Source organism: Photorhabdus sp. RW14-46 (genome assembly GCF_963887965.1).
In the GTDB taxonomy this organism is placed as follows: Bacteria; Pseudomonadota; Gammaproteobacteria; order Enterobacterales; family Enterobacteriaceae; genus Photorhabdus; species Photorhabdus laumondii.
In genome coordinates this window covers 87,510-112,725 of record NZ_CAWPHH010000013.1, presented here as the reverse complement: position 1 = coordinate 112,725, position 25,216 = coordinate 87,510, and the positions used below count along the sequence as shown (strand labels likewise).

28 protein-coding genes, 1 tRNA gene, 1 other RNA gene, 1 pseudogene and 1 CRISPR repeat array are annotated in these 25,216 nt (G+C 42.2%); of the genes and pseudogenes, 17 read left to right on the top strand and 14 right to left on the bottom strand.

Going from position 1 to position 25,216, the window contains the following annotated elements; genetic code table 11:
- Positions 1-10: 10 nt before the first annotated feature.
- Positions 11-610: a hypothetical protein gene (locus AACQ38_RS12955; RefSeq protein ID WP_165578291.1), complete on the top strand. Its 600-nt coding sequence runs from the start codon at positions 11-13 to the stop codon at positions 608-610.
- Between the two features lie 160 nt (positions 611-770).
- On the opposite strand, the gene AACQ38_RS12950 is transcribed toward AACQ38_RS12955, so the two are convergent.
- The 4 genes from AACQ38_RS12950 to AACQ38_RS12935 all read right to left on the bottom strand — a co-directional run bounded on the left by AACQ38_RS12950 (position 771) and on the right by AACQ38_RS12935 (position 1,692).
- On the bottom strand, positions 771-1,073 hold the full coding sequence (locus AACQ38_RS12950; protein ID WP_011146340.1) for a HigA family addiction module antitoxin: 303 nt from the start codon (positions 1,071-1,073) through the stop codon (positions 771-773).
- Complete coding sequence (locus AACQ38_RS12945) at positions 1,073-1,351, bottom strand: type II toxin-antitoxin system RelE/ParE family toxin (protein ID WP_036814248.1); 279 nt, start codon at positions 1,349-1,351, stop codon at positions 1,073-1,075. Before AACQ38_RS12945 ends, AACQ38_RS12950 begins: the two co-directional genes overlap by 1 nt.
- Positions 1,352-1,431: 80 nt before the next feature.
- Positions 1,432-1,555: non-coding RNA, RtT sRNA (locus AACQ38_RS12940), on the bottom strand.
- A gap of 47 nt (positions 1,556-1,602) precedes the next feature.
- A tRNA-Ser gene (locus AACQ38_RS12935) sits at positions 1,603-1,692 on the bottom strand.
- A gap of 330 nt (positions 1,693-2,022) precedes the next feature.
- On the opposite strand from AACQ38_RS12935, the gene ghrA reads away from it, so the two are divergent.
- Positions 2,023-2,964, top strand: a complete 942-nt coding sequence (gene ghrA / locus AACQ38_RS12930) for a glyoxylate/hydroxypyruvate reductase GhrA (protein ID WP_058589233.1) — start codon at positions 2,023-2,025, stop codon at positions 2,962-2,964.
- 72 nt (positions 2,965-3,036) lie between these two features.
- Entirely contained in the window at positions 3,037-3,576 is a 540-nt protein-coding gene (locus tag AACQ38_RS12925; protein WP_058589234.1) for a TorD/DmsD family molecular chaperone, read from the top strand.
- Positions 3,577-3,766: 190 nt separating this feature from the next.
- Here AACQ38_RS12925 and AACQ38_RS12920 read toward each other — a convergent pair whose 3' ends face one another.
- Positions 3,767-4,330, bottom strand: a complete 564-nt coding sequence (locus tag AACQ38_RS12920) for a lipoprotein (protein ID WP_109791518.1) — start codon at positions 4,328-4,330, stop codon at positions 3,767-3,769.
- A 37-nt stretch (positions 4,331-4,367) separates the two neighbouring features.
- Positions 4,368-5,573, bottom strand: a complete 1,206-nt coding sequence (gene mdtH, locus AACQ38_RS12915) for a multidrug efflux MFS transporter MdtH (RefSeq protein ID WP_165578290.1) — start codon at positions 5,571-5,573, stop codon at positions 4,368-4,370.
- A gap of 188 nt (positions 5,574-5,761) precedes the next feature.
- Between mdtH and rimJ the strand changes: the two genes are divergently transcribed.
- The 3 genes from rimJ to AACQ38_RS12900 all read left to right on the top strand — a co-directional run bounded on the left by rimJ (position 5,762) and on the right by AACQ38_RS12900 (position 10,036).
- Positions 5,762-6,346: a ribosomal protein S5-alanine N-acetyltransferase gene (gene rimJ / locus AACQ38_RS12910; RefSeq protein ID WP_011146345.1), complete on the top strand. Its 585-nt coding sequence runs from the start codon at positions 5,762-5,764 to the stop codon at positions 6,344-6,346.
- A gap of 227 nt (positions 6,347-6,573) precedes the next feature.
- Positions 6,574-7,501: a CRISPR direct-repeat array (repeat unit 28 nt; unit sequence GTTCACTGCCGTACAGGCAGCTTAGAAA).
- Between the two features lie 703 nt (positions 7,502-8,204).
- Positions 8,205-9,740, top strand: a complete 1,536-nt coding sequence (gene murJ / locus AACQ38_RS12905) for a murein biosynthesis integral membrane protein MurJ (RefSeq protein ID WP_113040658.1) — start codon at positions 8,205-8,207, stop codon at positions 9,738-9,740.
- Positions 9,741-9,901: 161 nt separating this feature from the next.
- Positions 9,902-10,036, top strand: a complete 135-nt coding sequence (locus tag AACQ38_RS12900) for a hypothetical protein (RefSeq protein WP_255562972.1) — start codon at positions 9,902-9,904, stop codon at positions 10,034-10,036.
- A gap of 69 nt (positions 10,037-10,105) precedes the next feature.
- Here the strand turns inward: AACQ38_RS12900 and argS are convergent, their stop codons facing one another.
- Both argS and AACQ38_RS12890 read right to left on the bottom strand, forming a co-directional pair.
- Complete coding sequence (gene argS, locus AACQ38_RS12895; protein WP_011146347.1) at positions 10,106-11,836, bottom strand: arginine--tRNA ligase; 1,731 nt, start codon at positions 11,834-11,836, stop codon at positions 10,106-10,108.
- Positions 11,837-12,153: 317 nt separating this feature from the next.
- The gene (locus AACQ38_RS12890; RefSeq protein WP_058588603.1) at positions 12,154-12,891 is read right to left on the bottom strand and encodes a cyclase family protein; all 738 of its coding nucleotides are present in this window, start codon (positions 12,889-12,891) and stop codon (positions 12,154-12,156) included.
- 171 nt (positions 12,892-13,062) lie between these two features.
- On the opposite strand from AACQ38_RS12890, the gene AACQ38_RS12885 reads away from it, so the two are divergent.
- From AACQ38_RS12885 to AACQ38_RS12875, 3 genes are all read left to right on the top strand, one after another.
- Positions 13,063-13,212 (top strand): hypothetical protein, encoded by a 150-nt coding sequence (locus tag AACQ38_RS12885; protein ID WP_165578289.1) that lies wholly within the window; start codon positions 13,063-13,065, stop codon positions 13,210-13,212.
- A 281-nt stretch (positions 13,213-13,493) separates the two neighbouring features.
- Entirely contained in the window at positions 13,494-14,048 is a 555-nt protein-coding gene (locus AACQ38_RS12880) for a cytochrome b (protein WP_011146349.1), read from the top strand.
- Positions 14,049-14,074: 26 nt separating this feature from the next.
- Positions 14,075-14,653, top strand: coding sequence for a YceI family protein (locus AACQ38_RS12875; protein WP_011146350.1), 579 nt, complete (start codon positions 14,075-14,077; stop codon positions 14,651-14,653).
- 313 nt (positions 14,654-14,966) lie between these two features.
- On the opposite strand, the gene AACQ38_RS12870 is transcribed toward AACQ38_RS12875, so the two are convergent.
- Positions 14,967-15,335: a LecA/PA-IL family lectin gene (locus AACQ38_RS12870; RefSeq protein WP_165578288.1), complete on the bottom strand. Its 369-nt coding sequence runs from the start codon at positions 15,333-15,335 to the stop codon at positions 14,967-14,969.
- Between the two features lie 852 nt (positions 15,336-16,187).
- Between AACQ38_RS12870 and AACQ38_RS12865 the strand changes: the two genes are divergently transcribed.
- Positions 16,188-16,751: a VOC family protein gene (locus tag AACQ38_RS12865; RefSeq protein ID WP_058589226.1), complete on the top strand. Its 564-nt coding sequence runs from the start codon at positions 16,188-16,190 to the stop codon at positions 16,749-16,751.
- A 15-nt stretch (positions 16,752-16,766) separates the two neighbouring features.
- On the opposite strand, the gene AACQ38_RS12860 is transcribed toward AACQ38_RS12865, so the two are convergent.
- Entirely contained in the window at positions 16,767-17,081 is a 315-nt protein-coding gene (locus AACQ38_RS12860; protein WP_011146353.1) for a helix-turn-helix domain-containing protein, read from the bottom strand.
- Positions 17,082-17,417, bottom strand: coding sequence for a hypothetical protein (locus tag AACQ38_RS12855; RefSeq protein WP_011146354.1), 336 nt, complete (start codon positions 17,415-17,417; stop codon positions 17,082-17,084).
- A gap of 54 nt (positions 17,418-17,471) precedes the next feature.
- Here AACQ38_RS12855 and AACQ38_RS12850 point away from each other — a divergent pair.
- Positions 17,472-17,630, top strand: a pseudogene (locus tag AACQ38_RS12850) (VOC family protein); the annotation flags it as partial.
- A gap of 137 nt (positions 17,631-17,767) precedes the next feature.
- Positions 17,768-18,514: a copper homeostasis protein CutC gene (gene cutC / locus AACQ38_RS12845; RefSeq protein ID WP_011146355.1), complete on the top strand. Its 747-nt coding sequence runs from the start codon at positions 17,768-17,770 to the stop codon at positions 18,512-18,514.
- Between the two features lie 175 nt (positions 18,515-18,689).
- On the opposite strand, the gene cmoB is transcribed toward cutC, so the two are convergent.
- Positions 18,690-19,661, bottom strand: coding sequence for a tRNA 5-methoxyuridine(34)/uridine 5-oxyacetic acid(34) synthase CmoB (gene cmoB / locus AACQ38_RS12840; RefSeq protein ID WP_165578287.1), 972 nt, complete (start codon positions 19,659-19,661; stop codon positions 18,690-18,692).
- Positions 19,658-20,416 carry a carboxy-S-adenosyl-L-methionine synthase CmoA gene (gene cmoA / locus AACQ38_RS12835; protein ID WP_058589227.1) on the bottom strand — a complete coding sequence of 253 codons (759 nt, stop codon included), beginning with the start codon at positions 20,414-20,416 and terminating at the stop codon, positions 19,658-19,660. Before cmoA ends, cmoB begins: the two co-directional genes overlap by 4 nt.
- A 272-nt stretch (positions 20,417-20,688) precedes the next feature.
- On the opposite strand from cmoA, the gene AACQ38_RS12830 reads away from it, so the two are divergent.
- Together AACQ38_RS12830 and AACQ38_RS12825 are read left to right on the top strand one after the other, a co-directional pair.
- A complete protein-coding gene (locus AACQ38_RS12830) occupies positions 20,689-20,940 on the top strand; it encodes a type II toxin-antitoxin system Phd/YefM family antitoxin (RefSeq protein ID WP_011146358.1) in 252 nt (83 codons plus the stop codon).
- Positions 20,930-21,220 (top strand): type II toxin-antitoxin system RelE family toxin, encoded by a 291-nt coding sequence (locus tag AACQ38_RS12825; RefSeq protein WP_011146359.1) that lies wholly within the window; start codon positions 20,930-20,932, stop codon positions 21,218-21,220. The genes AACQ38_RS12830 and AACQ38_RS12825 overlap by 11 nt, the downstream gene beginning before the upstream one ends.
- Before the next feature lie 126 nt (positions 21,221-21,346).
- Here the strand turns inward: AACQ38_RS12825 and AACQ38_RS12820 are convergent, their stop codons facing one another.
- The gene (locus AACQ38_RS12820; RefSeq protein WP_011146360.1) at positions 21,347-21,742 is read right to left on the bottom strand and encodes an MAPEG family protein; all 396 of its coding nucleotides are present in this window, start codon (positions 21,740-21,742) and stop codon (positions 21,347-21,349) included.
- Between the two features lie 276 nt (positions 21,743-22,018).
- Between AACQ38_RS12820 and aspS the strand changes: the two genes are divergently transcribed.
- From aspS to AACQ38_RS12805, 3 genes are read left to right on the top strand one after another with little or no spacing between them, the layout of a single operon-like run.
- The gene (gene aspS / locus AACQ38_RS12815; protein ID WP_058589223.1) at positions 22,019-23,791 is read left to right on the top strand and encodes an aspartate--tRNA ligase; all 1,773 of its coding nucleotides are present in this window, start codon (positions 22,019-22,021) and stop codon (positions 23,789-23,791) included.
- Positions 23,791-24,228: a dihydroneopterin triphosphate diphosphatase gene (gene nudB, locus AACQ38_RS12810; protein WP_011146362.1), complete on the top strand. Its 438-nt coding sequence runs from the start codon at positions 23,791-23,793 to the stop codon at positions 24,226-24,228. The genes aspS and nudB overlap by 1 nt, the downstream gene beginning before the upstream one ends.
- Positions 24,229-24,257: 29 nt before the next feature.
- Complete coding sequence (locus tag AACQ38_RS12805) at positions 24,258-25,001, top strand: YebC/PmpR family DNA-binding transcriptional regulator (protein WP_011146363.1); 744 nt, start codon at positions 24,258-24,260, stop codon at positions 24,999-25,001.
- Positions 25,002-25,216 lie beyond the last annotated feature (215 nt).

The following is a 25,216-nucleotide window of genomic DNA, read 5'->3' as shown; positions in this document are numbered from 1 at the left end:
AGGAGATAATATGAAAAAATTAGCAGTTATGCTTGCATTGGGAATGATTAGCTTTGGTGCAATGGCAGTTGATGGGTATAAAGATGCAAAGTTTGGCATGACAGAAGAAGAATTTCTTTCGAAAAGATTATGTGATTTTGAAAAATTTGAGGGAAATTCTCAAATAGAAGAAGTATCACTTTATTCATGTTCTGACTTTTCGTTTGCTAACAAAAAGCGTGAAGCAATGGCATTTTTTTTAAATGGAAAATTTAAAAGATTAGAGATTAATATTGGCCGCCTCGTGAAGCCAGTAAGCAAATCGTTAACGAAAAAGTACGGAGATGAATCATCGTATCCATCACAAGAAGAATTTGAAAATGCGCTAAAATACAATGGAACTATGTCTATAGGTTATGATAATAATACGGTATTAGTTGATATACATATAATGTGTGGCAAAGAAGGCATAGAAACCAGTCGACTGATTTATACGAGTCCAGATGTTCATACGATCCCCGATGTTCATACGATCCCCGATTTAGAGAATAAAATCCAGGAATTAAGGGGATTAAAGGAATTCCAAGAATTACTGGAATTAGATCGTGAAAAACTGGATGAAGATGTTTGAAACGGCAATAGCCACCTTCGGGTGGTTTTTTATATCTGTTTAGTCCCAACATTTGATAGTTGACATCTTTTGTCCAAGGCTTTCGAGGTAAATATATTGCCGTTTTGGTGTTATGAAAGTAAAAAGCCCAGGTGGTAACCTGAGCTCAGGTTGTTGACTTTTAGGTGTGAGATAAATGGACAGGCTTAAATAACGGAGTCAGTTTGGAAATATCAACCGTCTTTTCTGCTTTATCGAGGCTATAAGTTTCTTGCAGTTTTAGCCACAGCCGTGGAGAGCTACCAAGTACTTTTGACAGTTTTATTGCCATCTCTGGTGTAACTGCTGCTTTGCACGACACTAAACGTTGAGCCGTAGATGGAGCAACATTTAGTGCTCGCGCTAGATCACGAATTCCTAAACCTAGTTCTTCCAAAGAGTCAGCAATAATTTCGCCTGGGTGAGGTGGGTTAAACATTTTCATTAGTGATAATCCTCGTAGTTAACTATGTACGCGTCACCATCGATAAATTCGAATGTCACACGCCAATTTCCTGAAATGGTAATTGCCCACTGTCCTTGCCTGTTTCCCGTTAAAGGATGTAGATTGTATCCGGGAAGGTTGATTTCCCCTATATCCTCAGCTTCGTTAATAACAGCGAGTCGTTGGCGGAGTTTGTTTGCATGTTGAGGGTTAATTCCAATAGAAACACCTTTTTCAAAAAATTGGCGCAGTCCCTTATGTTTGAAACTCTTTATCATTCCTTATCGCTCCGTGTTGCGCTACAAGAAATCTTATAACAAAGTGTTCCCTATTACGCAACATCATTTGAACCAAGGTTTGGAGGAAAAGGAGGGATGGATTCGCTGCGCTCACCCTGCGGGCCGCCGTTGGCGGTCCAAAACGGCAAGCCGTTTTGTCGAACCCTGGTCGAGGGTTCTCGACCCTCCCTGCATCGGGGGCATATATAAGAAAAAAGCCCAAGTATTTAACCTGAGCTTTCTTTCGAATTTGGCGGTGAGGGAGGGATTCGAACCCTCGATACGTTTTCACGTATACACACTTTCCAGGCGTGCTCCTTCAGCCTCTCGGACACCTCACCATTTTTTTCATTCCAGTAACTTTGTCTAACATCGTCGCTGCAACGGGGCGCTACTATAGGGAAAAGCGTTACAAGCGTCAACACTCTTCTGATATTTTTCTTTGGTTTTTTGATTGGTTAGCTAAATAAGAGTCAATTCGGTGAATTGATATCCATCTGGTGTCGCTGAAATAGAAAATGTACAAGTCTTTTGATAAGAAAAAAATGAATTCGTTAACTACTTAACATTCTCAAAATTTTCGTAATGATGATTAACAAAGGGTCTTGCAACCTATACTCAATCATCAGATAACCCTATATGAAAATGTAAGATGATGAGGATAAATAGTCATGGAGATTATCTTTTACCACCCCTTTTTTGATGCTGCTCAGTGGATTCAAGGTATGCAGCAACGATTACCCAATATCAATATCCGCCAATGGAAACGCGGCGATAATAAGCATGCGGATTATGCAATGGTTTGGGCTCCCCCCTATGAGATGTTGGCAAATCGCTCTGGATTGAAGGGGATTTTTATTTTAGGAGCAGGTGTAGAGGCGATTTTAAAGCAGGAACAGCAAAAACCAGGGATGTTACCCGCCGGTGTGCCACTGATGCGGCTTGAAGATGCAGGTATGGGGCTGCAAATGCAGGAGTATGCGGTAGCAATGGTTTTACATTATTTGCGGCGCATGGATGAGTATAAGCTGCAACAAGGGCAGAGGAGGTGGAAACAACTCGAACCTTATGATCGCAAAGATTTTGTTGTGGGTGTGTTGGGTGCCGGTGTTCTGGGTCGTCGTGTTGCTCAGACGTTAGTTGAATGGGGCTTTATTGTGCGTTGTTGGAGCCGCACTCCAAAACAGGTTAATAACGTAGTTAGCTTTCACGGTGAAGATCAATTGGGCGATTTTCTCTCCGGCAGTAAGGTGCTTATCAATTTGCTGCCCGATACACCAAAAACCCGTGGTATTCTGAATTTATCGCTGTTTAGCCAGCTAAAACCAAAGTCATATCTGATTAATATCGCGCGAGGTGCCCATTTAGTAGAACATGATCTGTTGGTGGCGATTGATAAAGGTTATATCGCCGGGGCTTCATTGGATGTGTTTGTTGAGGAACCACTACCAGAGATGCACCCGTTCTGGACTCACCCCCGTATAACGGTGACGCCACATGTTGCGGCTATTACTATTCCTGATATTGCTATGGATACGATTAGTGAAAATATTCGACGAATTGAAAAAGGAGAATTATCAACCGGCGTTGTGGATATAAAACTAGGATATTAATAACGTCTCTTTACAGTAGGGGCAGCTATTGGAGACAATAACGGCAAAATTGCTATTTATTTGGAAACTGAGATGAATGAATTTTCAATAGTCTGCCGTATTTTAGGGACTTTATTTAATCGTCAACCGCAAGACCTGATTCTGAAACCACTTCTGACGGTGATTGTCGAAGGTAAATTGAAGCAATCATGGCCATTGGAGCAAGATGCATTGTTGGATCGTTTGCAACAAAACTGCGATCTATCCGCAATGCAAGCTGATTATATGGCACTGTTTTATGGAGATAATGCTAGCGTACCGAGCCGCCGTTCTGACTATACCGGGGAGAGTGAAAACGATATTCGTCAATTTTTGATTGAACGGGGCATGCCATTGTCCGATGGGCCAGTCGATCAGTTTGGTTCTCTGTTATTAGGGGCTTCATGGCTGGAAGATCAGGCAGCAGAAGATGAGGTTCAGGGGCAAATTGTGCTGTTTGATGAATATTTGCTGCCGTGGTGTGGGCAATTTTTGGGGAAAGTGGAAGCCCATGCAATAACCAGTTTCTACCGAACATTAGCAATGATTACCCGTGAAGCGTTACAGGCGTTAAGAGAAGAACTGGATTCTTAATGTTTAAATGATAAAAAGGCAAATAACTTCGAATTATTTGCCTTTTTGCTATATCCGTCATCTTTCAAGTTGCTTCTTTGTTGGCTGCACTCACTCACCCCGGTCACATCGTTATCTATGCTCCCGGGGATTCGCTCCCTTGCCGTCGCGATGCATCTTGAAATCCATAGGGTATATATCTTGATGAAGATTATTTATCGGTCAGCATAATAACTAATTTGCCAGGCTTCACTTCTAACCTTTTTGCTAATGTTTTAGCTGCGGCTTCAGCTTTACTATGATCTGCTTTTATTACATAAATAGGATGAATATCAAAGAAAGCGCTGAGTGATTTATTCAGATAAGGAACTAATGCGTTAATCGGTTTTTCCATTTTTTCCGGTGTGATTTGGTAATCAACGATTTCCAACTCTTTCAGAAAAATGGCCCCTTTTTCCTGATCAAAAACAGGTTGTGCTTTCAGGGTGAGTTTCATATCGGCTTTAGCCGGGCCAAGCAAGGATGTAACATTGACATTTGCACGGCCAGTTAATGCTATTTTATTTGGTTCTGTTCGACCAATTTGGCTGGAGAGTTCTGTCAATTCAATATCCGCATTGGCAATACCATGTAATTCGAGCTGTTTCTGGTAATGGACGTGCTTTGCTAGATAACCATTAATTAACTCTTCGCTGATACTGATATCTTTGAATTGATCACAACCACTGATTAACCCCACTAGCAGCAATACTGCCCCCAAGAAAAATTTTCTCATATCGACTCCTTTATTTTGGAGGGCAGATTTTACCTCATTAATTGCCACTCAGCATGGCAGATTCAATCTTACGTTGGTTAAATTGACGGTGCAGGGCATACAGCGTTATCAAACCAATAATCCCAAGCAGAAACCAAGGCAATTGCGGAATATTCAGCGCATGGCCGGTATCATATAACCAACCACCGCCGGTATAACCCAAGGCACCACCCAATGCCAGACCAAGACGGCTGAATCCCATATAACTCCCACGCGCACGTGGATCAGCGAGTGAAGCACTTAATGTCTCACGGGCAGGTTCAGCGGTAATGGTGCCGAGATAGAACAGGCAAATAAGGCCAAATAAGGTATTTATTTCACCAATCAAACCGACTGGGAACATACTCAGGCTCATCAGGAAAAGCCCGGCCATTAGACGCTGTTCTAGCCGGAATCGTTTTTCGCTCCAACGGGCGATTGGATACAGCAAAGTGAGCGATAGGGTTGCTTCAATTGCGTACATCCATTTTACCGCAGCGGGTGTGCCGGCGATTTCGTTGACGATAATTGGGAACATTAACATCACTTGGACAGACAACATAAAATAGCCGGTTAACGTCAATACATAGGTGAAGAAGCGACGATCTTTAATAACGCGCTCCATCCCTTCCCAGATGGGAGTTCGAGTAGTAGAAATCCGGTAGGCAGGGAGGAATAGTGCATTCCAGATGGCTGCCAGAACAAAAACACCGGCACCTGTCCAGCAGACAAATTGGAAATCATATTGCAGCAGCCAGCTACCAATCAGTGCGCCGATAACCGCACCGGCACTGTCCTGCATTAACAGCAGCGAGAAGAAACGGCCACGTTCGTGCGGTCGGGTTAGTTTGATGACCAGTGCAGTCCGGGGAGGATCAAATAAGGTACCTCCCAGTGCGGATAATATACAGGCAAGCCACAGTATCCACGGTTCGGTGGCTAAGGCGATGAAAGCAAAACCAAGGGCGCGTAACAGCATGCCGGTGACGATCATCGGCTTCGCGCCAAAACGGTCTGCAATTGCGCCACCAAAAATGCCTAAACCTTGTTGTACAAACTGACGTAAACCAAGCGCAAAACCGACAACCAGCGCGGCCCAACCCAGTTGCTCAACAAAATGTATTGATATTAAAGGAAAAACGACGAAGAAACCTAGAACGACCAGCAAGTTATCGAATAACAGGAAGTACTTACCCAGGCTACGTGCTTGTGAAACCAGTGACATTGCTCACCATTGGAGTAATTAAGAAGAGAGGACAATACAGTTCTTTTATATTCTGTACTTAATTCGAACATTAGGATAGTGAATTATGGATAATATTTTTTTGTCGTAAAGTAATGAGTGGAAGCTGTTTTTTACAGATAAATCACTTAAATTTTTAACGGATAAATTAACAGAGCTAGGGAGAAATAATGTTTGGTTATCGTTCCACTTTACCGAAAGTTCGTCTGATTACGGAACGAATGGTGGTGCGTTTGGTGTACGAGCGGGATGCTTATCGTTTGGCTGAGTACTATTCAGAAAATCACGAGTTTCTTAAACCTTGGGAGCCGACTAGAGATAGAAGTCATTGCCAGCCTTCCGGTTGGATAAATCGATTGAATTTAATCATAGAAATGCAAAGACAGAGTGCGGCTTTTCATTTTCTGCTGCTTGATTCAAATGAGAGTGAAGTTATTGGTGTTGCCAATTTCAGTAATATTCTGCGTGGGGCTTTTCATGCCTGTTATTTGGGATATTCGCTTGGTGAAAAGTGGCAGGGAAAAGGGATGATGTACGAAGCTTTACAACCAGCTATCCGTTATATGCAACGCCAACAGGGGATGCATCGGATTATGGCTAATTATATGCCAGATAATCATCGTAGTGGGAAGTTGTTGGAACGATTGGGTTTTGAACGTGAAGGCTATGCTAAGAAATACCTGATGATTAATGGAGTTTGGCAGGATCACGTATTAACCGCATTGACAGATGAAAAATGGAGTGGAAAAAGTTGATTATTACGCTGTACTGTCACCAAATAAAGTAAAGCAAATTGGTAATGATGAATTAAATCACTGTTGAAAATCTGCCTTCTCCACCCCTTATTTTTGACCCTTTTTTGAGAGTGGATTTTAATCTATTGATTTTTAATGGGATATTATTTCTCTTGTAAAAAAGGGTTTTTTCATTGTTTTATCAATATATGCTTTAATTGTCAGTAGGTTGAAGTTAATATGTAACAGTTCACTGCCGCACAGGCAGCTTAGAAAGTGAAAAATCTTCTTCAGATAAGGTTGGACCAGTTCACTGCCGCACAGGCAGCTTAGAAATGAGCAAGGTAATGAGCAGATTAATGGGTGGTGTTCACTGCCGCACAGGCAGCTTAGAAATTACGTGCCAGATGGTGTAGTCTCAGCCGTTAGTTCACTGCCGCACAGGCAGCTTAGAAAGCGGCTATGTAACGCGCTGTTCGGCAGGACGGGTTCACTGCCGTACAGGCAGCTTAGAAATAGAATCAGTTGCAAACCGAGAGGCCGCGTTAGTTCACTGCCGTACAGGCAGCTTAGAAATGACGTCTTTTTTCAGCTATGGGAGTGGCTGTGTTCACTGCCGTACAGGCAGCTTAGAAAAGTATCGGCGGCCAATACCCCTTCAATCCAACGTTCACTGCCGTACAGGCAGCTTAGAAAGTTTGGTTTGAACCATCCAGTGACGCCAACTGGTTCACTGCCGTACAGGCAGCTTAGAAAGATCCGTCGTGACTTCAATCGCTTTGATCAGCGTTCACTGCCGTACAGGCAGCTTAGAAATCGAAAGCTTGCGGGATACGGACGCGAAAATTGTTCACTGCCGTACAGGCAGCTTAGAAAATAAAGGCGGTTTATGTTAATTAGACGGGTTAGTTCACTGCCGTACAGGCAGCTTAGAAAATAACAAAATGCCGCATTCGATGCCATTTAGCGTTCACTGCCGTACAGGCAGCTTAGAAATTTCATTTCATTGCTGATAGTGCCGCCCTTGGGTTCACTGCCGTACAGGCAGCTTAGAAAAGACAGATTAGAAGTGTATGTGACAGAAGGAAGTTCACTGCCGTACAGGCAGCTTAGAAATGAGTAAGCTTCAATGAGTTGACTTATTTGACGTTCACTGCCGTACAGGCAGCTTAGAAATGAGTAAGCTTCAATGAATTGATTTATTTGACGCACTGACTTCGGTTGGTGCGTTTTTCGAAGTGGCTATTTGGGCTTTCTGTAGTAAGGCTAGTTGCAAGGTACCATCATTTAGGCCAAATACAATGTTACATTGGCAAATTATAAAAGTTAATGATTTCTAGTGTATGAGAATGAATTTATGCATACTCGCCGATTTTGTTAACAAAGTGAATGATTAACCATGGTAGATTCATATAATAAGTGCAATATCGTTCCTCTTAAAATCAACATGTCCGTATTACTTTAAATTATTAAATGGACATTTTGTTATTGATTATCATGAAAATAATTTGAATGGTTTCTTTAATTCGTATAAATAGGTATTATTCTGATTAGTATATTTAATAAATATTGAAGTTCTTTTTTATAATGATTTGATAAATCATAACTTTTATTTCATATTCACTGGATAATGTTGGTTTAATTAAAAACAGATAAATAAAGAGTGATTGAAAATAAATATTCATATAACCTGAGTCTGTACATAATTTGGCATTCAATAATAATTTTTTATTTTAAAGGAATATTCTTTTTTTAAGAGGTTTTTTTATTGTTTTATCAATATACGCTTTAACTGTCAGTAGCTTAAAGTTAATATATAACAGTTTACTGTCGTACAGGCAGTTCGGAAATTAACTAACATGATTTTGAGATAAATACGATGAATTTATTGAAATCGCTGGCTGCGGTTAGCTCTATGACCATGTTTTCTCGGGTTTTGGGCTTTATCCGAGATGCCATTATTGCCCGCATATTTGGGGCTGGTGTTGCAGCGGATGCTTTTTTTGTTGCATTTAAATTGCCTAATTTACTGCGCCGTATTTTTGCAGAAGGTGCCTTTTCTCAGGCATTTGTGCCCATTTTGGCGGAATATAAGAATCAGCAAGGTGATGAAGCGACTCGGACGTTTATTGCTTATGTTTCCGGTATGCTGACGTTAATTCTGGCCATTGTTACTGTACTGGGAGTTTTGGCAGCACCGTGGGTGATTTATGTTACCGCACCCGGTTTTACCGATACCGCCGATAAATTTACGCTGACAACAAATTTGTTAAGAATTACTTTTCCCTATATTTTTCTGATATCACTGGCCTCGTTGGCAGGTGCGATATTAAATACCTGGAATCGATTTTCTGTTCCTGCCTTCGCTCCGACGTTACTTAATATCAGCATGATTGTGTTTGCGTTATTTGTCGCCCCTTATTGTAATCCGCCGGTGATGGCGTTGGGTTGGGCGGTCATTGTGGGCGGAATTTTGCAACTCTTATATCAGCTTCCTCATTTAAAAAAGATTGGCATGCTGGTATTACCGCGTATTTCTTTTCGTGACAGCGGCGTATGGCGGGTTATGCGGCAGATGGGGCCTGCAATTCTTGGGGTTTCAGTCGGCCAGATTTCATTAATTATTAATACGATTTTCGCCTCATTTCTGGTGTCCGGTTCTGTCTCCTGGATGTATTACGCTGACCGTTTGATGGAATTACCCTCTGGTGTATTGGGGGTTGCGCTTGGAACAATTCTTTTACCTTCACTAGCGAAAAGTTTTTCCAGTGGAAATCATGAGGAGTACACCAAATTAATGGATTGGGGGCTGCGGCTCTGTTTTTTATTAGCGCTGCCTTGTGCTGTTGCTTTAGGTATGCTGGCAGAACCTTTAACAGTTTCTCTATTCCAATACGGTAATTTTACGGCATTTGATGCAGTAATGACTCAAAAAGCGTTGATTGCTTACTGTTTTGGACTGATGGGGCTAATTATTGTTAAGGTACTGGCACCGGGTTTTTATTCTCGTCGAGATATTAAAACGCCGGTGAAAATTGCGATTGTCACTTTGATTTTGACTCAGTTAATGAACCTTGCCTTTGTTGGCCCGCTGAAACATGCTGGGTTAGCCTTGTCTATTGGTCTGGCATCTTGTTTCAATGCTAGTCTGCTTTACTGGCAATTACGTAAGAAAAATATTTTTAAGCCGTTAGCGGGTTGGGGGATGTTCTTATTTAAACTGGTTGTGGCAATTACGGTAATGATTGCCGTATTAGCTGTTACTTTATGGTTGATGCCAGCATGGGAGCAGGGAAATATGGCTACGCGCCTGTTGCGATTGATGGTGGTTGTTATCGCTGGGGCAAGCAGCTATTTTGCTGCGTTGGTGCTGATGGGTTTTCGGCTAAAAGATTTTGCCCACCGCAGTTTTTAATAAATTGAGGTATCCCGGTAGTTATTGTTAGCTCAAGCTGAGCTTGAGTTTTCTGAGGTTACCGGGATATCAGCCAATAAGTATATACCTTTATAGATTTCAAGAAGCATTGCGACGGCAAGGGAGCGAATCCCCGGGAGCATAGATAACGATGTGACGGGGTGAGTGGGTGTAGCCAACAAGGAGGCAACTTGAAAGATGACGGGTATATATGGACATTAATTGCAACAACCGGGATTCGCTCAGCGAGTGGCGGTCGCGTTGGGGATGATGAAGCGTGGCGGTGCCTATTGTGACAGGCGTGATAAGGCAATAATAGATATGCCCAATCACGCCAATTTTTCAGAAAAACAACGATTATCCTGTTACATCCGTTCTACCGTCTCAATACCCAATGTATTCAGACCTTGCTTCAATGTCTTAGCAGTCAGGAGCGCCAGCTTTAGGCGGCTTTGACGCAACTCTTCACTTTCCGCATTAAGAATTTGGCAGTGTTCATAGAAACAGGAGAATAGACCAGCCAAATCGTACAGGTAAGCACACATCACATGTGGCGTACCTTCACGGGCGACGGTGGTGATGGTCTCTTCAAATTGTAATAAACGGGTGGCCAATGTTTGTTCACGATCTTCATTTAGGATAACCGGTAGGGTCAGACTGCTTTCATCGATTTCGGCACGTTTAAAGATGGAGGCAACACGGGTGTAAGCATATTGCATATAAGGTGCGGTATTGCCTTCAAAAGCGAGCATATTATCCCAATCGAAGATGTAATCTGTGGTACGGCTCTTGGAGAGATCAGCGTATTTCACGGCACCGATACCGACAGCAGAAACCACTTTTTTCAATTCATCTTCTGGCATATCCGGGTTCTTTTCACGGATAAGGGTGTTGGCACGTTCAATAGCTTCATCCAATAGATCGGTCAATCTGACAGTACCGCCGGCGCGAGTTTTAAATGGTTTGCTATCTTTGCCCAACATCATGCCGAACATATGGTGTTCCAGTGACACGGATTCTGGTACATAACCCGCTTTACGAACGATGGTCCAGGCTTGCATCAAATGTTGATGTTGACGGGAATCGATGTAGTAAAGAATGCGGTCCGCGTGCAGGGTTTCATAACGGTATTTTGCACAGGCGATATCGGTTGTGGTGTAAAGATAACCTCCATCCTGTTTTTGGATAATAACGCCCATCGGTTCACCTTCTTTGTTTTTATATTCATCAAGGTAAACTACGGTTGCACCATCGCTTTCTACTGCCAGCCCTTGCTGTTTCAGATCCGCGACAATACTGGGCAGCAGATCGTTGTACAGACTTTCACCCATGACAGAATCTTTAGTCAGCGTGACATTCAGACGATCATAGGTTTGCTGATTTTGGGCCATCGTGATATCCACTAGCTTGCGCCACATGGTGCGGCAATATTCATCACCGCCTTGCAGTTTCACCACATAGCCACGGGCGCGGATGGCAAACTCTTCATCTTCATCGTAATGCTTTTTCGCTTCGCGATAGAACGCTTCCAGATCGGACAATGCCATATCGCTGGCATTTTCATTTTGCACTTTTTCCAAATAGGCAATTAGCATACCGAACTGGGTTCCCCAGTCACCCACATGGTTAGCGCGGATAACCTTATGACCGAGGAATTCCAATGTACGGACGGCGGCATCACCAATAATCGTGGAGCGCAAATGACCAACGTGCATCTGTTTCGCGACATTGGGGGCGGAATAATCGACAACAATAGTTTGTGGTTTGGCTGGCGTAACGCCTAGTTTTTCATCTTTCAGTGCAGTTTCGATATTGGCTGCAATCCATGCTTTATCAAGGAAGATATTGATAAAGCCGGGACCAGCGATTTCAACTTTACTGGCGATACCTTGCAGATTTAGCAGGTTAACAACTTTTTCTGCCAGTTGTCGGGGAGGCATACCCACTTTTTTCGCGGCGGCCATAACACCATTGGCCTGATAGTCGCCAAATTGCGCTTTCGCGGATTGGCGGATGTGAGCTTCGCTGTCGGCTGGAGCACCTGCTGCAATCAGCGCTTGGCTGACTTTTTCTGAAAGAATCGCCTGAATATTCACCTGGTTACCTTAAATGACGAACAAGAAATAGGTATATTGTAGCAAACAATATCCTTTGCAAAATGGTTCATAAGAAAAAACGGCGGGTTTTATACCATATTCAACACATGACATACCACTTTACTGTTGCTTTGTGCCAAGTGGCGAAGATAAAAAACGCGTCTTCCCGCAAAATCATGATGGTAACTATACCCTATGGATTTCAAGATGGATCGCGACGGCAAGGGAGTGAGCGAGTGCAGCCAACAAAGAGGCAGCTTGAAAGATAACGGGTATATAATGCCGTAATGAATATACGGCATAAGGGAGGGGCGCAGTTATGGGAGTATGGCAAACGCACGAACAGGAAAACCAGAGGCTTTTTTAGGTTTGGCTACAATGTTGAAAATAACGGCGCCACGTACAGGTACTTGGTCCAAATTAGCTAAAAGTTCTATCTGATAAGTATCTTGCTTTAAGACATAATCTTCGCCTAACAAGGCATTATTCTTTCTAAAATCTTTAGCGGCGTCGGTATCAAATGTTTCATGCCCAATGGCTTTAATATGGCGTTCTTCAAATAAAAACTTGAGGGCATCTATCCCCCAACCGGGTGTTTGGTTATTGCCAGAATCATCTTTATTATCCATTGCTTTCTGAGATGGCCAGCGTTTACTCCAATCCGTTCTGAGCGCAACGAAAGTACCTGCCTCAATAATTCCATATTCTTCTTCAAATTTAAGAATATCTTCTTTAGAAAGTGAAAAATTAGGGTCCTGTTTTGTTCTTTCTGATTGATCAAGTACGATTAGAGGTAAAACTAATTCTTTTAATTCCAATTCATCGACATAACGGGTATCAGGAACAAAGTGGCAGGGAGCATCAATGTGAGTCCCATATTGGCCGGGAAAAGAAAATTGCTGAGTAAAAAAGCCATCCTTATAATCAAACAGTGTTTTAAATTCTGCTGAATCAAGCATAAAAAAATGTGGAGAATCTTTATCGAAGCTATGCGTCAAATCGACCCATTTTTTTGACTTCAACACCGTGAGTGCTTGTAAAATGCTATTTGACATAAAAAACCTCATTTTTGATAATTTATTGATGTTATTTTTACCACTATTGTATGATTAATGCTGTAAGATTTGCTGCCGTAAACAGTGATGTTCTTCATCCATTATACCTAATGGATTTCAAGATGGATCGCGACGGCAAGGGAGCGAATCCCCGGGAGCATAGATAACTATGTGACCGGGGTGAGAGAGTGCAGCCAACAAAGAGGCAACTTGAAAGATGACGGGTATATACCCTTTTATTGTTCCAGGCTTGTGTTAGACTCGCCAGATACGAGTGCATCAGGTTACGATTCTTATAGGCGGAAAATTATAAAGAAATAATAGAAAATAAGATAATTGATTTTTACGGTAGTTGAAATTTAAAGTCAAATATAATAAAAAAATATATATTATATATTTTTTCGACATTATTATTAATGTGATTTATTTTTATCTTATTGTTACTTAATGTTTTTTTACCTTAAATGAGTTTTATTGATTAAAATTGAAAATCTTTTGCAAATTATTTGTTGGGATTTTTAATAAAAAAGAGATTAATATCATTCATAATTGAATTAGTTCAAAAAATGGCTAGTCTACATTTACCTAAAAAAGGAACTGTTATGCTTTGGAAGAATACTTCCAACCAGTTTGGTCACTTATCTGTCCTTTTACATTGGCTGGTTGCATTGATCGTATATGGCATGTTTGCGCTAGGACTGTGGATGGTGACATTAGGGTATTACGATACGTGGTATCATAAAGCACCTGAAATTCATAAAAGTATCGGGATGTTGCTGTTTATCATGATGGCTGTGCGTGTTATCTGGCGTTTTGTTTCTCCACCACCCAAGCCATTAGCCAGTTATAGTCGCCTGATTAGAGTCAGCGCGGTTTTAATGCATATTTTGTTGTATATCTTACTGTTTGGCATTTTGATTAGTGGTTATTTAATTTCGACCGCTGATGGTCAGCCAATTTCTGTTTTTGACTGGTTTATTGTGCCGGCTACATTAATCGGTCAGGGTGAACAGGCGGATACTGCTGGAATGATTCATCTTTACCTTGCTTGGGCAGTGGTAATTTTATCGTTATTACATGCTGTTGCAGCATTAAAACACCATTTTATTGATCGTGATGCAACCTTAAAGCGGATACTGGGTTTCCGTCCTGAATAATATAAAAGACGATTATGGAGAAGAATATGTTGAAGAAGACGCTACTTGGCCTGACTGCGGGTGCATTGTTACTAAATGCAAGTTCTGCATTAGCTGCCAATTATAAAATTGATATACCCGGCCAGCATGCCTTTATTGGATTTCGCATTCAGCATTTGGGGTATAGCTGGCTATATGGGACATTTAAAGATTTTGATGGTTCTTTCACATTTGATGAGCAAAATCCGGCGGAAAATAAAGTTAATGTGACGATCAAAATAGCCAGTTTGGACACTAACCACGCCGAACGTGATAAACACCTGCGTAGTAAAGATTACTTTAATACAGAGAAATACCCTGAAGCAAAATTCACATCAACTGAAGTGAAAAAAGAGGGCGAGAAATATGTTGTTACGGGTGATCTGACTTTAAACGGTGTGACAAAGCCGGTGATACTGAATGCAGAGCTGATGGGTGAAGGTAAAGACCCGTGGGGTGGTTATCGCGCAGGTTTTGAAGCTTCTGGTAAAATCAAACTGAAAGACTTTAATTTCAAAGCAGATTTGGGACCTAAATCACAGGAAGCAGATTTATTGATTTCTATCGAAGGTGTCCGGGAAAAGTAATACGCGGATGACTTAGTTCGGTAGTGTAATTTATTAAGGGCTGCGCATTGCGTGGCCTGTTTTGTTGATAGGCAAAACTTTCTTTTCAGTTGATGTCATGGATGATACTGTTTTTATATACAGATTTAATGTAATTGATTGTATGTGGTTTTTGGGTAGATAAGATCTTATTGCAACTGCATTAACCGAATAATAAGGACAGAGAATTGTGGGATGACATCTGCCAAGTGAAATAGTGTGATTTTTCACTTGGCATTATATCAATAAAAATGTTTATTACTTTATTGGTAATATATATTCACACAGTTTTTATTTATTTTAAAGGGGAGTATCGAGATTCTATTATGACCTCGACTTGAAATTCACCTGAATTATCACCAAAAGTACCCGGTACGTCATTGAATAAAAGTATTAATTCGCCATCTACAGGAACCGTTTTATGAAGTACTCCGTTGCCAATTGCAAACTTCTTGTTGGCGATCTTAGCGACGAGTGTGGCTATTGATGACGGTTGTTGATTATTGGGTACAGGACCATCAGGTGCTGCCCATTCAACATTATCACGGCCATATTTCACCCATCCATGAGCAACAACAGAGATTGTATCTCCCTGTTTGAGAATAAGTCCTGTGGATTTACCATTTTCAGCGTTAGCTGGAACACTTCCTGACCAATCAGACATAGTATTACCTCCGAAATTACGTTTTATAGAAATAGTTTTGTCAAAGATATTTACATATTTGACTAAAATGTAATTTATTTTCTTTATGATTGGATTTCAATGAGAAAATTAGTGTTTGTGAGCTGTATCAATTACAATAATCTTTATATCGATGGTTAATTTTAATATTGTAATTTTTGCTTTTTATTTTTATTTTTTTATAGATTCTTAATTTTATATTGAATGATAAACTTTGTGATTATTTTTTATTTTAAATAATTGTCCTGAATCGTTAGAATAAAAGAATAATATTCCTATTTTTAATTTCCTAATCTAATTATATTATAAAACCAGAATTACCCTTAATTACCCTTAATTACCCTTAATTCCCATTACGTGCGGAAATTGTGTAAAATAAAATGGTTACAGTAACTTATTGATAGATAGTGTTTCTTGCAAGGTATCAAAATTGTCCCAAGCGGATTTTTTCGCTTACTGCCTATCCCAATAGAGCTATTTTATTTGCCTTTCTTTGCCATAAAGAGCGAACCTGGGCAGTGCTCAAAATCCTCACGTACTACGTGTACGCTCCGGTTTTTCCGCGCTGTCCGTGTTCACTGTTCATTGATAAGAATGGTCTGCAACAATTACGCCTATTGAGATAGGCTCTTAATTGCAGTTTTTTGTGGGTGAAATAGGGTAATGAGAATTCATGGAATTATTGAAAAAGTGATTGTGTTGGTACCATCGAATTTCAATTATTACCAATCGAGAGTATCATTTGAGGTTTGAAACGGCGGCAACCCTTTAAAATTCTTGGGCTGTTTGGGGCCAAGGGAAGGGACCAATCTATTGCATCTTAACTGGGATAATATGACACATTTTTCTTCTATTGTTGAATTACAGGATTTAGTGGCTGAACTGGCAATATTTGAGCAAAAATTGGTACGGTTCAAACAACGGCTTAATTTGAATGTTGAGCAATATCAAGCCGATCATATCTCCTTACGTTGTCACGATATCTCTGTAGCGGAGCGCTGGCGTAAAGGTTTTTTGCAATGTGGCAGTTTGATGTCAGAAACTATCATTAATGGACGTCCAATCTGCTTGTTTGATTTAGAGTACCCAATTGCGGTGCTTAATTGGCAAATTGATTGTGTAGAATTGCCCTATCCTGGCAAGAAAACTTACTTGCATCAGGGATGGGAACATGTGGAGCTGGTGCTGCCGGTGGCACCTGAGATCTTATCAACAGCCGCAAAAGCATTATTATCGCAACCTTTGCCGGCAGGTTTTTCTGTTAAAGAGAGTCAACCCAAAGGGGAACAAGAGCGGTTGCCTAATCCGACCTTAGCTATCACTGATGGTGAGATCACCGTCAAGTTTCACCCATTTACATTGCGTGAAATTGTTAAAAGTGAATGCTCAGCTACATGAATTAAAGTGATATTGTTATGTGAGGCTGGCAAGAAATTCTAGTGCCTGCGGGTTGCGCTCCACCATTTTAATCAGTAACACAGCTTGTTTATTCGGTTTAGCCCGTCCCTGTTCCCAGTTTTGGTATGTCGTCTCACCGGTATGCAGGTACTGGGCAAAAACAGCCTGAGAAATATTCAGTTTACTCCGGATAGATTTCAACTCATCCGGACTGATGAAGATATCATTTTTTAACCTCCTCTTATGAGTTTTCAATGTGAGTTTGCCTTCGTTAGCCTCTTCCCAAGCTTTCATCCCTTCATTGAGTTCTGCAAATAGATCACGCTTCATTTATGCTCCTTTTTTTCTCATTTCTAACATTTTACGCAAGGATTCGCATTGCTCTTTAGTTAAGTCTGACATTTCATCTTTATCATAGATAGTGAAAAGCATGAATTGCGATTTAGATACCCACCAATAGTAAATTATCCGAATACCGCCTCGTTTTCCCTTTTTCCTTCGGGAATCAGTAAAACGTACTTTACGCAATCCGCCTGTATGTTGGATTACATCTCCTGTTGTTGGATTTTTCAGCAGCATATTTTGGAAGGTTCGAAACTCCTCATCACTCAGGTAGTTATGACGGTAACGTTCAAAAGGTGGTAGTTCAATAAAAACAGCTTCCATCATTTATCCATCTGTCCCCAACTTGAGTATAATATTACACCCAAGTTGGGGATAGTTAAAGAGAGTCAACCCAAAGGGGAACAAGAGCGGTTGCCTAATCCGACCTTAGCTATCACTGATGGTGAGATCTCCGTCAAGTTTCACCCATTTACATTGCGTGAAATTGTTAAAAGTGAGCACCAGTCAGCAAAATTAACTTTTTCATCCTTGTGATCCAGATAAAAGTTCTGACCTTGTGATTTCCTACAAATCATCGGCAATAATTAGATGTCATAGTTAGTGGGTTGAATTACTGAATCGCTTAGATTCATTAATTGCTCGTTAATAACTGGGTGTCCAAGGAACTTCTGATGACAAAGTTAGAAATTTGTTGTTTTAGCGTAGGTTGCGCATTAATCGCACAACAGGCGGGTGCTGACCGGATAGAGCTCTGCGCCAGTCCGGCGGAAGGGGGATTAACACCAAGTTTTGGTACATTGAAGCAGGCTATTGAGCAATTAACTATTCCTGTATATCCCATTGTACGTCCAAGAGGTGGTGATTTTTGCTACAGTCACTCAGATTTTGAGGTGATGAAAAATGATGTGGCTCAGATCCGTGATATGGGATTTATGGGCGTCGTTTTTGGTGTATTAGATGAAGAAGGGCATATTGATTTGCCCCGTATGCAACAATTGATGGCACTGTCTGGCGATATGGCCGTCACTTTTCACCGTGCATTTGATATGTGTTTTAATCCTTATGTGGCATTGGATCAACTCACTCAACTTGGTGTTAAACGAATATTGACTTCCGGCCAGCAACAGAATGCCGAATTAGGATTACCCTTATTGAAAGAGCTGCATCAAGCCAGTCAGGGGCCAATTATTATGGCAGGTGCTGGTGTTCGTATGAGTAATATTCATAAATTTATCGATATCGGGTTAACGGAAGTTCACAGTTCGGCAAGCCGGATTATGCTTTCTACCATGACCTATCGCAAAGCGGGAGTGACGATGAGCGCGGACAATGAGGTGGATGAGTTTTCACATTATTGTGTTGATGGTGGTGTGGTAGAGGTGATGAAAGGGATGCTGAGTTTGACTTTATTTGAATAAAATCTATTTACCCGTTTTACCCGTTATCTTTCAAGTTGCCTCTTTGTTGGCTGCACTCCTTCACCCCGGTCACATCGTTCGCTATGCTCCCGGGGATTCGTTCCCTTGCCGTCGCGATCCATCTTGAAATCCATAGGGTATATGAACTGGCCCAACGTTGGGCCAGTTCGAAAAATTAGGGCTTATGGGCGATCAGTATCGCCCGTAGAGGGGCGGGATAACCCTCAATGGTTCTATTGCTATCTGTAGGATCGAGGAAATCAGATAGTGATTCAGTTTTCATCCAATCTGTACGACGTTGTTCTTCCGTGGCTGTGACTGCCTGATCGACAATTTTCACATCGACAAAACCGCACTTCTCTAGCCAGATTTTCACCATTTTTGCCGAAGGAATGAAGTAGACGTTGCGCATTTGAGCATAACGTTCACCTGGGATTAAACAGGTATGTTCATCTCCTTCAACAACCAGACTTTCCAATATCAGTTCACCATCGGATATAAGCTGGTTTTTCAATTGCCAGAGATGGTCAAGAGGAGAGCGGCGGTGATAGAGAACTCCCATTGAAAAGACTGTATCGAAAGCGGCCAGTGCCGGTAATTGTTCAATGCCCAGAGGTAAAAGATGGGCGCGTTGATCATTGCCAAGTAACTTTCTGACAGCTTCAAATTGGCAGAGGAAGAGCTGAGTTGGATCGATACCAACGGCAAGTTCAGCCCCTTCACCGACCATCCGCCACAGGTGATAGCCACTGCCGCAGCCAACATCAAGAATTGTCCGGCCGGTTAATGGAGAAATATGGGGCAGTACTCGATCCCACTTCCAATCTGAACGCCATTCAGTATCAATATTTATACCATAAAGCGAGAATGGGCCTTTGCGCCACGGCATGAATATTCGCAATATATTGGTAAGGCAAATTTTTTCACCTGCGGATAGGGGCGGATCGCGTTCTGCGATCACGCCATTTTTCAAGTCTAATTGAGTCGGTGAAATTTCGGGTAGGTTTTCCAGGGTTTTTACCCATGATTTAAAATTACCGTGCAGGGCTGCTTTTTGCCACTCTTGCAGTTGAGCAGGAAGGCAATTAAGCCAATGCTGGAGGTTATTTTTTGCAATAAGTTGATAAAAATTACCGAAATCGATCATTCATCGGCTCCTTTTATCGCCAGCAGTGAACCAAAGTTGAAACACTGAAACCAGACTTCAACATGGTTAAAACCGGATTGATGGAGACGGGATTTGTGTGTTTCTACAGAATCAGTCAACATGACATTTTCAAGCATGCTGCGTTTCTGGCTGATTTCCAGTTCGCTATATCCGTTAGCACGCTTAAAATCGTGGTGCATATTAAACAGTAACTCACCAATCTGTTGATCTTCAAAGCTGAATTTCTCTGATAAAACTAAAACACCACCGGGGCGTAATCCTTGGTAAATCCGGTTTAGTAAACCTTGTCGATCTTGCGGGTTGAGGAATTGTAAGGTGAAATTCAGTACGACCATCGAAGCATTTTGAATATCGATATTAAGAATATCGGCTTCAATGACTTCAACCGGTGTTTGCGACCGGAAAGCATCAATATGGCGACGACAGCGTTCCACCATTGCCGGGGAATTATCAACGGCAATAATTTTGCAGTTTTCAGCGACAATATTGCGGCGCATTGCCAGGGTTGATGCGCCCAGAGAACAACCCAGATCATAAATTTGACTGTTTGATGTCACGAAACGGCCGGCCAGCATACCAATCATGGAAACAATATTTGAATAACCTGGCACGGAGCGTTGGATCATATCAGGGAAAACTTCGGCTACCCGTTCATCGAAACGCCAGTCTCCCAGATTGGCAATAGGCGTAGCAAACAGGCTATCCCTTTGATGGTGAGGATCTTGATTTGACATAACAGCATTAATTATTAGAAAAAATAGAAGGTGGCATTCTAACAGATGTAAAGCTTGACCTTGAACCAATTTTCTCTGTGCTTAAAAGTAGTGAATAATGGAAATATTTGAGGAGGTTAAGTGTTGCACAAAAATCATATCATGACGCGATCAATCCTTGATTTCATTAGTCAGCATTAGGGGATCTTTGGGTTTGATATAAAAGTAAAGATGCATTGTAAAGCACCTTTAAATGACCTATTGTTTGCTTACGTAAAAGAGTGAGGTGGTGTATGGCATATCAAATCTTAACAAATTTAGCGGCAAGTATTACCGATTTGAAACGTAACCCAATGGGGACATATTTGCAGGGGGAAGGTGAAGCGGTCGCAATCCTGAATCGGAATGAACCTGCATTTTATTGTGTGCCTCCTGAATTATTCGCCTACTATCAGGAGCTAGCAGAGGATGCCGCACTAAACAAAATTGCAGATGAACGTTTAGAAAATGCTGAATTTGTTAGTGTGAACCTGGATGATTTATAGTCTGCAATTTGAAAAGCGGGCCTTAAAAGAGTGGAAGAAGTTAGGTCATCCAATTAAGGAGCAGCTAAAGAGAAAATTGGCTGAACGCTTAGAAAACCCTCATGTGCCGTCAGCAAGATTAAGTGGGCGATCGAACCGATACAAAATTAAATTGCGGTCTTCTGGCAACCGCTTGGTTTATGAAGTGAATGACAATAAGATTATCTTGCTGGTAATTGCTATTGGTAAACGTGGTAAACGGGTCGGAGATGCGGTTTATACCCTCGCCAATGAGAGGTAAAAAAACCAACACTTGCTCGCTTTGCATGTCAACGTCGGAAAGTCTTCCTTACATAGTGAACAGCTAGGGTTAGAATAACAGGCAGCCGAGTTTGCTGCCTGTTATTTCAGCGCCAGTACTATTAGGTTAGTAGAGAGAAAATATCTGTTCCCAAGGCAAGTAGTAAATATTTGTTATCACCATTAATACGATTGAAAGATAGGTTGCTACCATGCCTGAACGCCGCCAGTAGAACTCACGGTGGTACAGGCCATAATAATGCAAGACTCTGCCGGTAAGCAGAATCAAACCACAGACATGTATCATCCAGACATTTGAGCCGTTCATCTCCATCATGACCAGCAATAACATAGAGATAGGGATATATTCCACAGCATTACCGTGAATGCGGATCGCTGTTTGTAATTCGTAAAAACCACCATCTCCATATGAGACACGATATTGTGTTCTTAACTTAACCACATCAAAAGACAGCTTAATCAATAATAGTGCGCCCAACACAACATAAAGCGAGCTAACCATTTTTAACTCCATTGCCTAACCGAAATTGGCCAATTAAGTTATGATAAACCCCAAAAATAAAACTGTCGCTATAAATAGATGGGAATTGAAAATAAATTGCCTGATTATCAGACATCAAGCAATGGTATCGCATCGGGATATTACCTGCCCTTATCTCTGAGCAGAATTTCCATTATAATGGCGACCTTTTTTGACACTTCATGACACTTTTCAAGTTCAAGAACGATGCCAAAATTTCCGCAGCAACAGCACAACAGCCGAGTAAAAGGATATTGTATGCGTACTGATTATTGTGGGCAGTTGAATCTGACCCATGAAGGCCAGAAGGTGACTCTTTGTGGTTGGGTAAACCGCCGCCGTGATCTGGGTGGCTTGATTTTTATTGATATGCGTGATCGTGAAGGGATCGTTCAGGTATTTTTTGACCCGGATCAGCAAGCCGCATTTTCTCAGGCTGCTGAACTGCGTAATGAATTCTGTATTCAAATCACCGGTACTGTACGCGCCCGTCCTGACAGTCAAATCAATAAAGATATGGCTACCGGTGAAATAGAGGTTTTTGCGGAAAGTTTGAATATCATCAACCGCTCCGAACCTCTGCCTTTGGATAGCAATCAGACGAACAGTGAAGAGCAACGTCTGAAATATCGCTATATTGATCTACGTCGACCTGAAATGGCAAATCGCCTGAAAGCACGGGCTAAAATCACCAGTTTTGTGCGTCGTTTCATGGATAATCAGGGTTTCCTGGATATTGAAACGCCGATGCTGACGAAAGCAACACCCGAAGGTGCCCGTGATTATTTGGTGCCAAGTCGTGTTCATAAAGGCAAATTTTATGCCTTGCCTCAATCTCCGCAGTTATTTAAGCAATTGCTGATGATGTCCGGTTTTGACCGTTATTATCAAATTGTTAAATGCTTCCGTGATGAAGACTTGCGTGCGGATCGCCAGCCAGAATTTACTCAAATCGACGTGGAAACTTCCTTTATGACTGCTGAGCAGGTAAGGGAAATGATGGAAAAAATGATCCGCGAATTGTGGTTTGAAATTGACGGTGTTGATCTGGGGCATTTCCCGGTGATGACGTTTGCTGAAGTGATGCGTCGTTTCGGTTCTGATAAACCTGATCTGCGTAACCCGTTGGAGTTGGTTGATGTTGCTGATCTGGTTAAAGATGTGGAATTTAGTGTTTTTGCTGAGCCGGCGAATGACAGTAAAGGCCGCGTAGCCGTCATTCGGGTACCCGGTGGTGCTGAATTGAGCCGTAAGCAGATTGATGAATATGGCAAATTCGTTGGGATTTATGGCGCAAAAGGGCTGGCGTGGATAAAAGTCAATGCGCGTGCTGCCGGTCTGGAAGGGGTTCAAAGTCCGATAGCCAAGTTCCTGAATGCCGAGGTGATTGAAGGTCTGCTTTCTCGTACCGATGCACAGGATGGCGATATTTTGTTCTTTGGTGCTGGCAGTGTAAAAGTGGTCACTGATGCCTTGGGAGCGTTGCGTCTGAAATTAGGGCGCGATCTGAACCTGACAAAATTGGATAGCTGGCGGCCACTGTGGGTTATCGACTTCCCCATGTTCGAAGATGATGGGGAAGGTGGCCTGACCGCTATGCACCATCCGTTTACTTCACCGTGTAATATGTCAGCGGCGGAGTTGGCGCAAGATCCGGTTTCGGCTATTGCCAATGCTTACGATATGGTGATTAACGGTTACGAAGTGGGGGGTGGTTCAGTGCGTATTCACCGTAATGAAATGCAACAGGCGGTGTTCCGTATTTTGGGCATTAATGAGCAGGAACAGCAGGAGAAATTTGGCTTCTTGCTGGATGCACTGAAATTTGGTACGCCACCCCATGCCGGTTTGGCATTTGGTCTTGATCGTTTGGTGATGCTGCTGACAGGAACGGATAACATCCGTGATGTTATCGCATTCCCTAAAACCACCGCTGCCGCTTGTTTAATGACGGAAGCGCCAAGTTATGCCAATCCGGCGTCCCTTGAAGAGTTATCAATCTCTGTTGTTGCTAAAAAAGAGAGTGAATAATGGCTTATAAGCGCCCCGAGTCTGTGCTGGTGGTTATTTATGCGATTTCCAGCCGACGGGTGCTAATGTTACAGCGGCGGGACGATCCTGATTTTTGGCAGTCTGTCACTGGCAGCCTTGATGGAGATGAAACGCCGTGGGAGACAGCATTGCGTGAAGTGCAAGAAGAAGTCGGTATTGATATTATAGGTGAAAATCTTGAATTGATAGATTGCCGGCGTTCTCTTTATTATGAGATTTTTACCCATTTGCGCCATCGCTATGCTCCAGGAGTCACCCGCAATAAAGAGTACTGGTTCTGTCTGGCATTGCCGGAAGAGCGAGAATGCCTGTTGACTGAACATCAGGCTTATCAGTGGCTGGATGCGGATAAAGCAGTAAAGCTCACTAAGTCGTGGAGCAATCGGCAGGCGATTGAAGAGTTTGTTATTGAATAAGTTTATTAGACGTTTTATCGGAGAACCTTATGGCAGGTCATAGTAAATGGGCCAACACCAAGCACCGCAAAGCTGCGCAGGATGCGAAACGCGGTAAGATTTTCACCAAAATTATCCGGGAGCTAGTAACGGCAGCCCGTCTGGGTGGTGGAGATCCGGCATCTAACCCACGTCTGCGTGCTGCAATTGATAAAGCACTGTCCAACAACATGACCCGCGACACTCTGAATCGTGCTATCGCCCGTGGTGTTGGCAGCGATGAAGCGGATAACATGGAAACCATCATTTATGAAGGTTATGGTCCGGGGGGAACGGCGGTGATGGTTGAGTGTCTGAGTGATAACCGTAACCGTACTGTTTCTGACGTTCGTCATGCTTTCACTAAAACCGGTGGTAATTTGGGTACTGATGGCTCGGTGGCTTATCTGTTCGCCAAGAAAGGAGTGATTTCTTACGCGCCAGGGCTGGATGAAGATGCGGTTATGGAAGCGGCGTTGGAAGCCGGCGCTGATGATGTAGAAACCTATGATGATGGCGCGATTGATGTTTACACCACACCAGAAACCTTTGGTGACGTGAAAGATGCGTTAGATGCAGCGGGTTTTGTGGCTGAATCAGCGGAAGTTTCAATGATCCCTTCCACTAAAGCAGAGTTGGATGCGGAAACTGCACCTAAGTTATTGCGCTTGATTGATATGTTGGAAGATTCAGACGACGTACAAGAGGTTTACCATAACGGTGAAATCTCTGATGAAATTGCGGCTTTGCTGTAATTTCAGTCGGGTTGTATACCCTATGGATTTCAAGATGGATTGCGACGGCAAGGGAGCGAATCGCCGGGAGCATAGATAATGATGTGACCGGGGTGAGAGCAGCCAACAAAGAGGCAACTTGAAGGATAACGGGTACATAGCGTAGAGAAAGTGTGCTGTGGTACAGGACACTTTCTCTAACGTTTTTATCTCCTTTATTAAAGGTGATAATCAAA

Coding starts and splice junctions, on each gene's coding strand:
- AACQ38_RS12955 (WP_165578291.1), top strand. CDS start 11: ATGAAAAAATTAGCAGTTATGCTTGCATTGGGAATGATTAGCTTTGGT.
- AACQ38_RS12950 (WP_011146340.1), bottom strand. CDS start 1,073: ATGAAAATGTTTAACCCACCTCACCCAGGCGAAATTATTGCTGACTCT.
- AACQ38_RS12945 (WP_036814248.1), bottom strand. CDS start 1,351: ATGATAAAGAGTTTCAAACATAAGGGACTGCGCCAATTTTTTGAAAAA.
- ghrA (WP_058589233.1), top strand. CDS start 2,023: ATGGAGATTATCTTTTACCACCCCTTTTTTGATGCTGCTCAGTGGATT.
- AACQ38_RS12925 (WP_058589234.1), top strand. CDS start 3,037: ATGAATGAATTTTCAATAGTCTGCCGTATTTTAGGGACTTTATTTAAT.
- AACQ38_RS12920 (WP_109791518.1), bottom strand. CDS start 4,330: ATGAGAAAATTTTTCTTGGGGGCAGTATTGCTGCTAGTGGGGTTAATC.
- mdtH (WP_165578290.1), bottom strand. CDS start 5,573: ATGTCACTGGTTTCACAAGCACGTAGCCTGGGTAAGTACTTCCTGTTA.
- rimJ (WP_011146345.1), top strand. CDS start 5,762: ATGTTTGGTTATCGTTCCACTTTACCGAAAGTTCGTCTGATTACGGAA.
- murJ (WP_113040658.1), top strand. CDS start 8,205: ATGAATTTATTGAAATCGCTGGCTGCGGTTAGCTCTATGACCATGTTT.
- AACQ38_RS12890 (WP_058588603.1), bottom strand. CDS start 12,891: ATGTCAAATAGCATTTTACAAGCACTCACGGTGTTGAAGTCAAAAAAA.
- AACQ38_RS12880 (WP_011146349.1), top strand. CDS start 13,494: ATGCTTTGGAAGAATACTTCCAACCAGTTTGGTCACTTATCTGTCCTT.
- AACQ38_RS12875 (WP_011146350.1), top strand. CDS start 14,075: ATGTTGAAGAAGACGCTACTTGGCCTGACTGCGGGTGCATTGTTACTA.
- AACQ38_RS12870 (WP_165578288.1), bottom strand. CDS start 15,335: ATGTCTGATTGGTCAGGAAGTGTTCCAGCTAACGCTGAAAATGGTAAA.
- AACQ38_RS12865 (WP_058589226.1), top strand. CDS start 16,188: ATGACACATTTTTCTTCTATTGTTGAATTACAGGATTTAGTGGCTGAA.
- AACQ38_RS12860 (WP_011146353.1), bottom strand. CDS start 17,081: ATGAAGCGTGATCTATTTGCAGAACTCAATGAAGGGATGAAAGCTTGG.
- AACQ38_RS12855 (WP_011146354.1), bottom strand. CDS start 17,417: ATGGAAGCTGTTTTTATTGAACTACCACCTTTTGAACGTTACCGTCAT.
- cutC (WP_011146355.1), top strand. CDS start 17,768: ATGACAAAGTTAGAAATTTGTTGTTTTAGCGTAGGTTGCGCATTAATC.
- cmoB (WP_165578287.1), bottom strand. CDS start 19,661: ATGATCGATTTCGGTAATTTTTATCAACTTATTGCAAAAAATAACCTC.
- cmoA (WP_058589227.1), bottom strand. CDS start 20,416: ATGTCAAATCAAGATCCTCACCATCAAAGGGATAGCCTGTTTGCTACG.
- AACQ38_RS12830 (WP_011146358.1), top strand. CDS start 20,689: ATGGCATATCAAATCTTAACAAATTTAGCGGCAAGTATTACCGATTTG.
- AACQ38_RS12825 (WP_011146359.1), top strand. CDS start 20,930: ATGATTTATAGTCTGCAATTTGAAAAGCGGGCCTTAAAAGAGTGGAAG.
- AACQ38_RS12820 (WP_011146360.1), bottom strand. CDS start 21,742: ATGGTTAGCTCGCTTTATGTTGTGTTGGGCGCACTATTATTGATTAAG.
- aspS (WP_058589223.1), top strand. CDS start 22,019: ATGCGTACTGATTATTGTGGGCAGTTGAATCTGACCCATGAAGGCCAG.
- nudB (WP_011146362.1), top strand. CDS start 23,791: ATGGCTTATAAGCGCCCCGAGTCTGTGCTGGTGGTTATTTATGCGATT.
- AACQ38_RS12805 (WP_011146363.1), top strand. CDS start 24,258: ATGGCAGGTCATAGTAAATGGGCCAACACCAAGCACCGCAAAGCTGCG.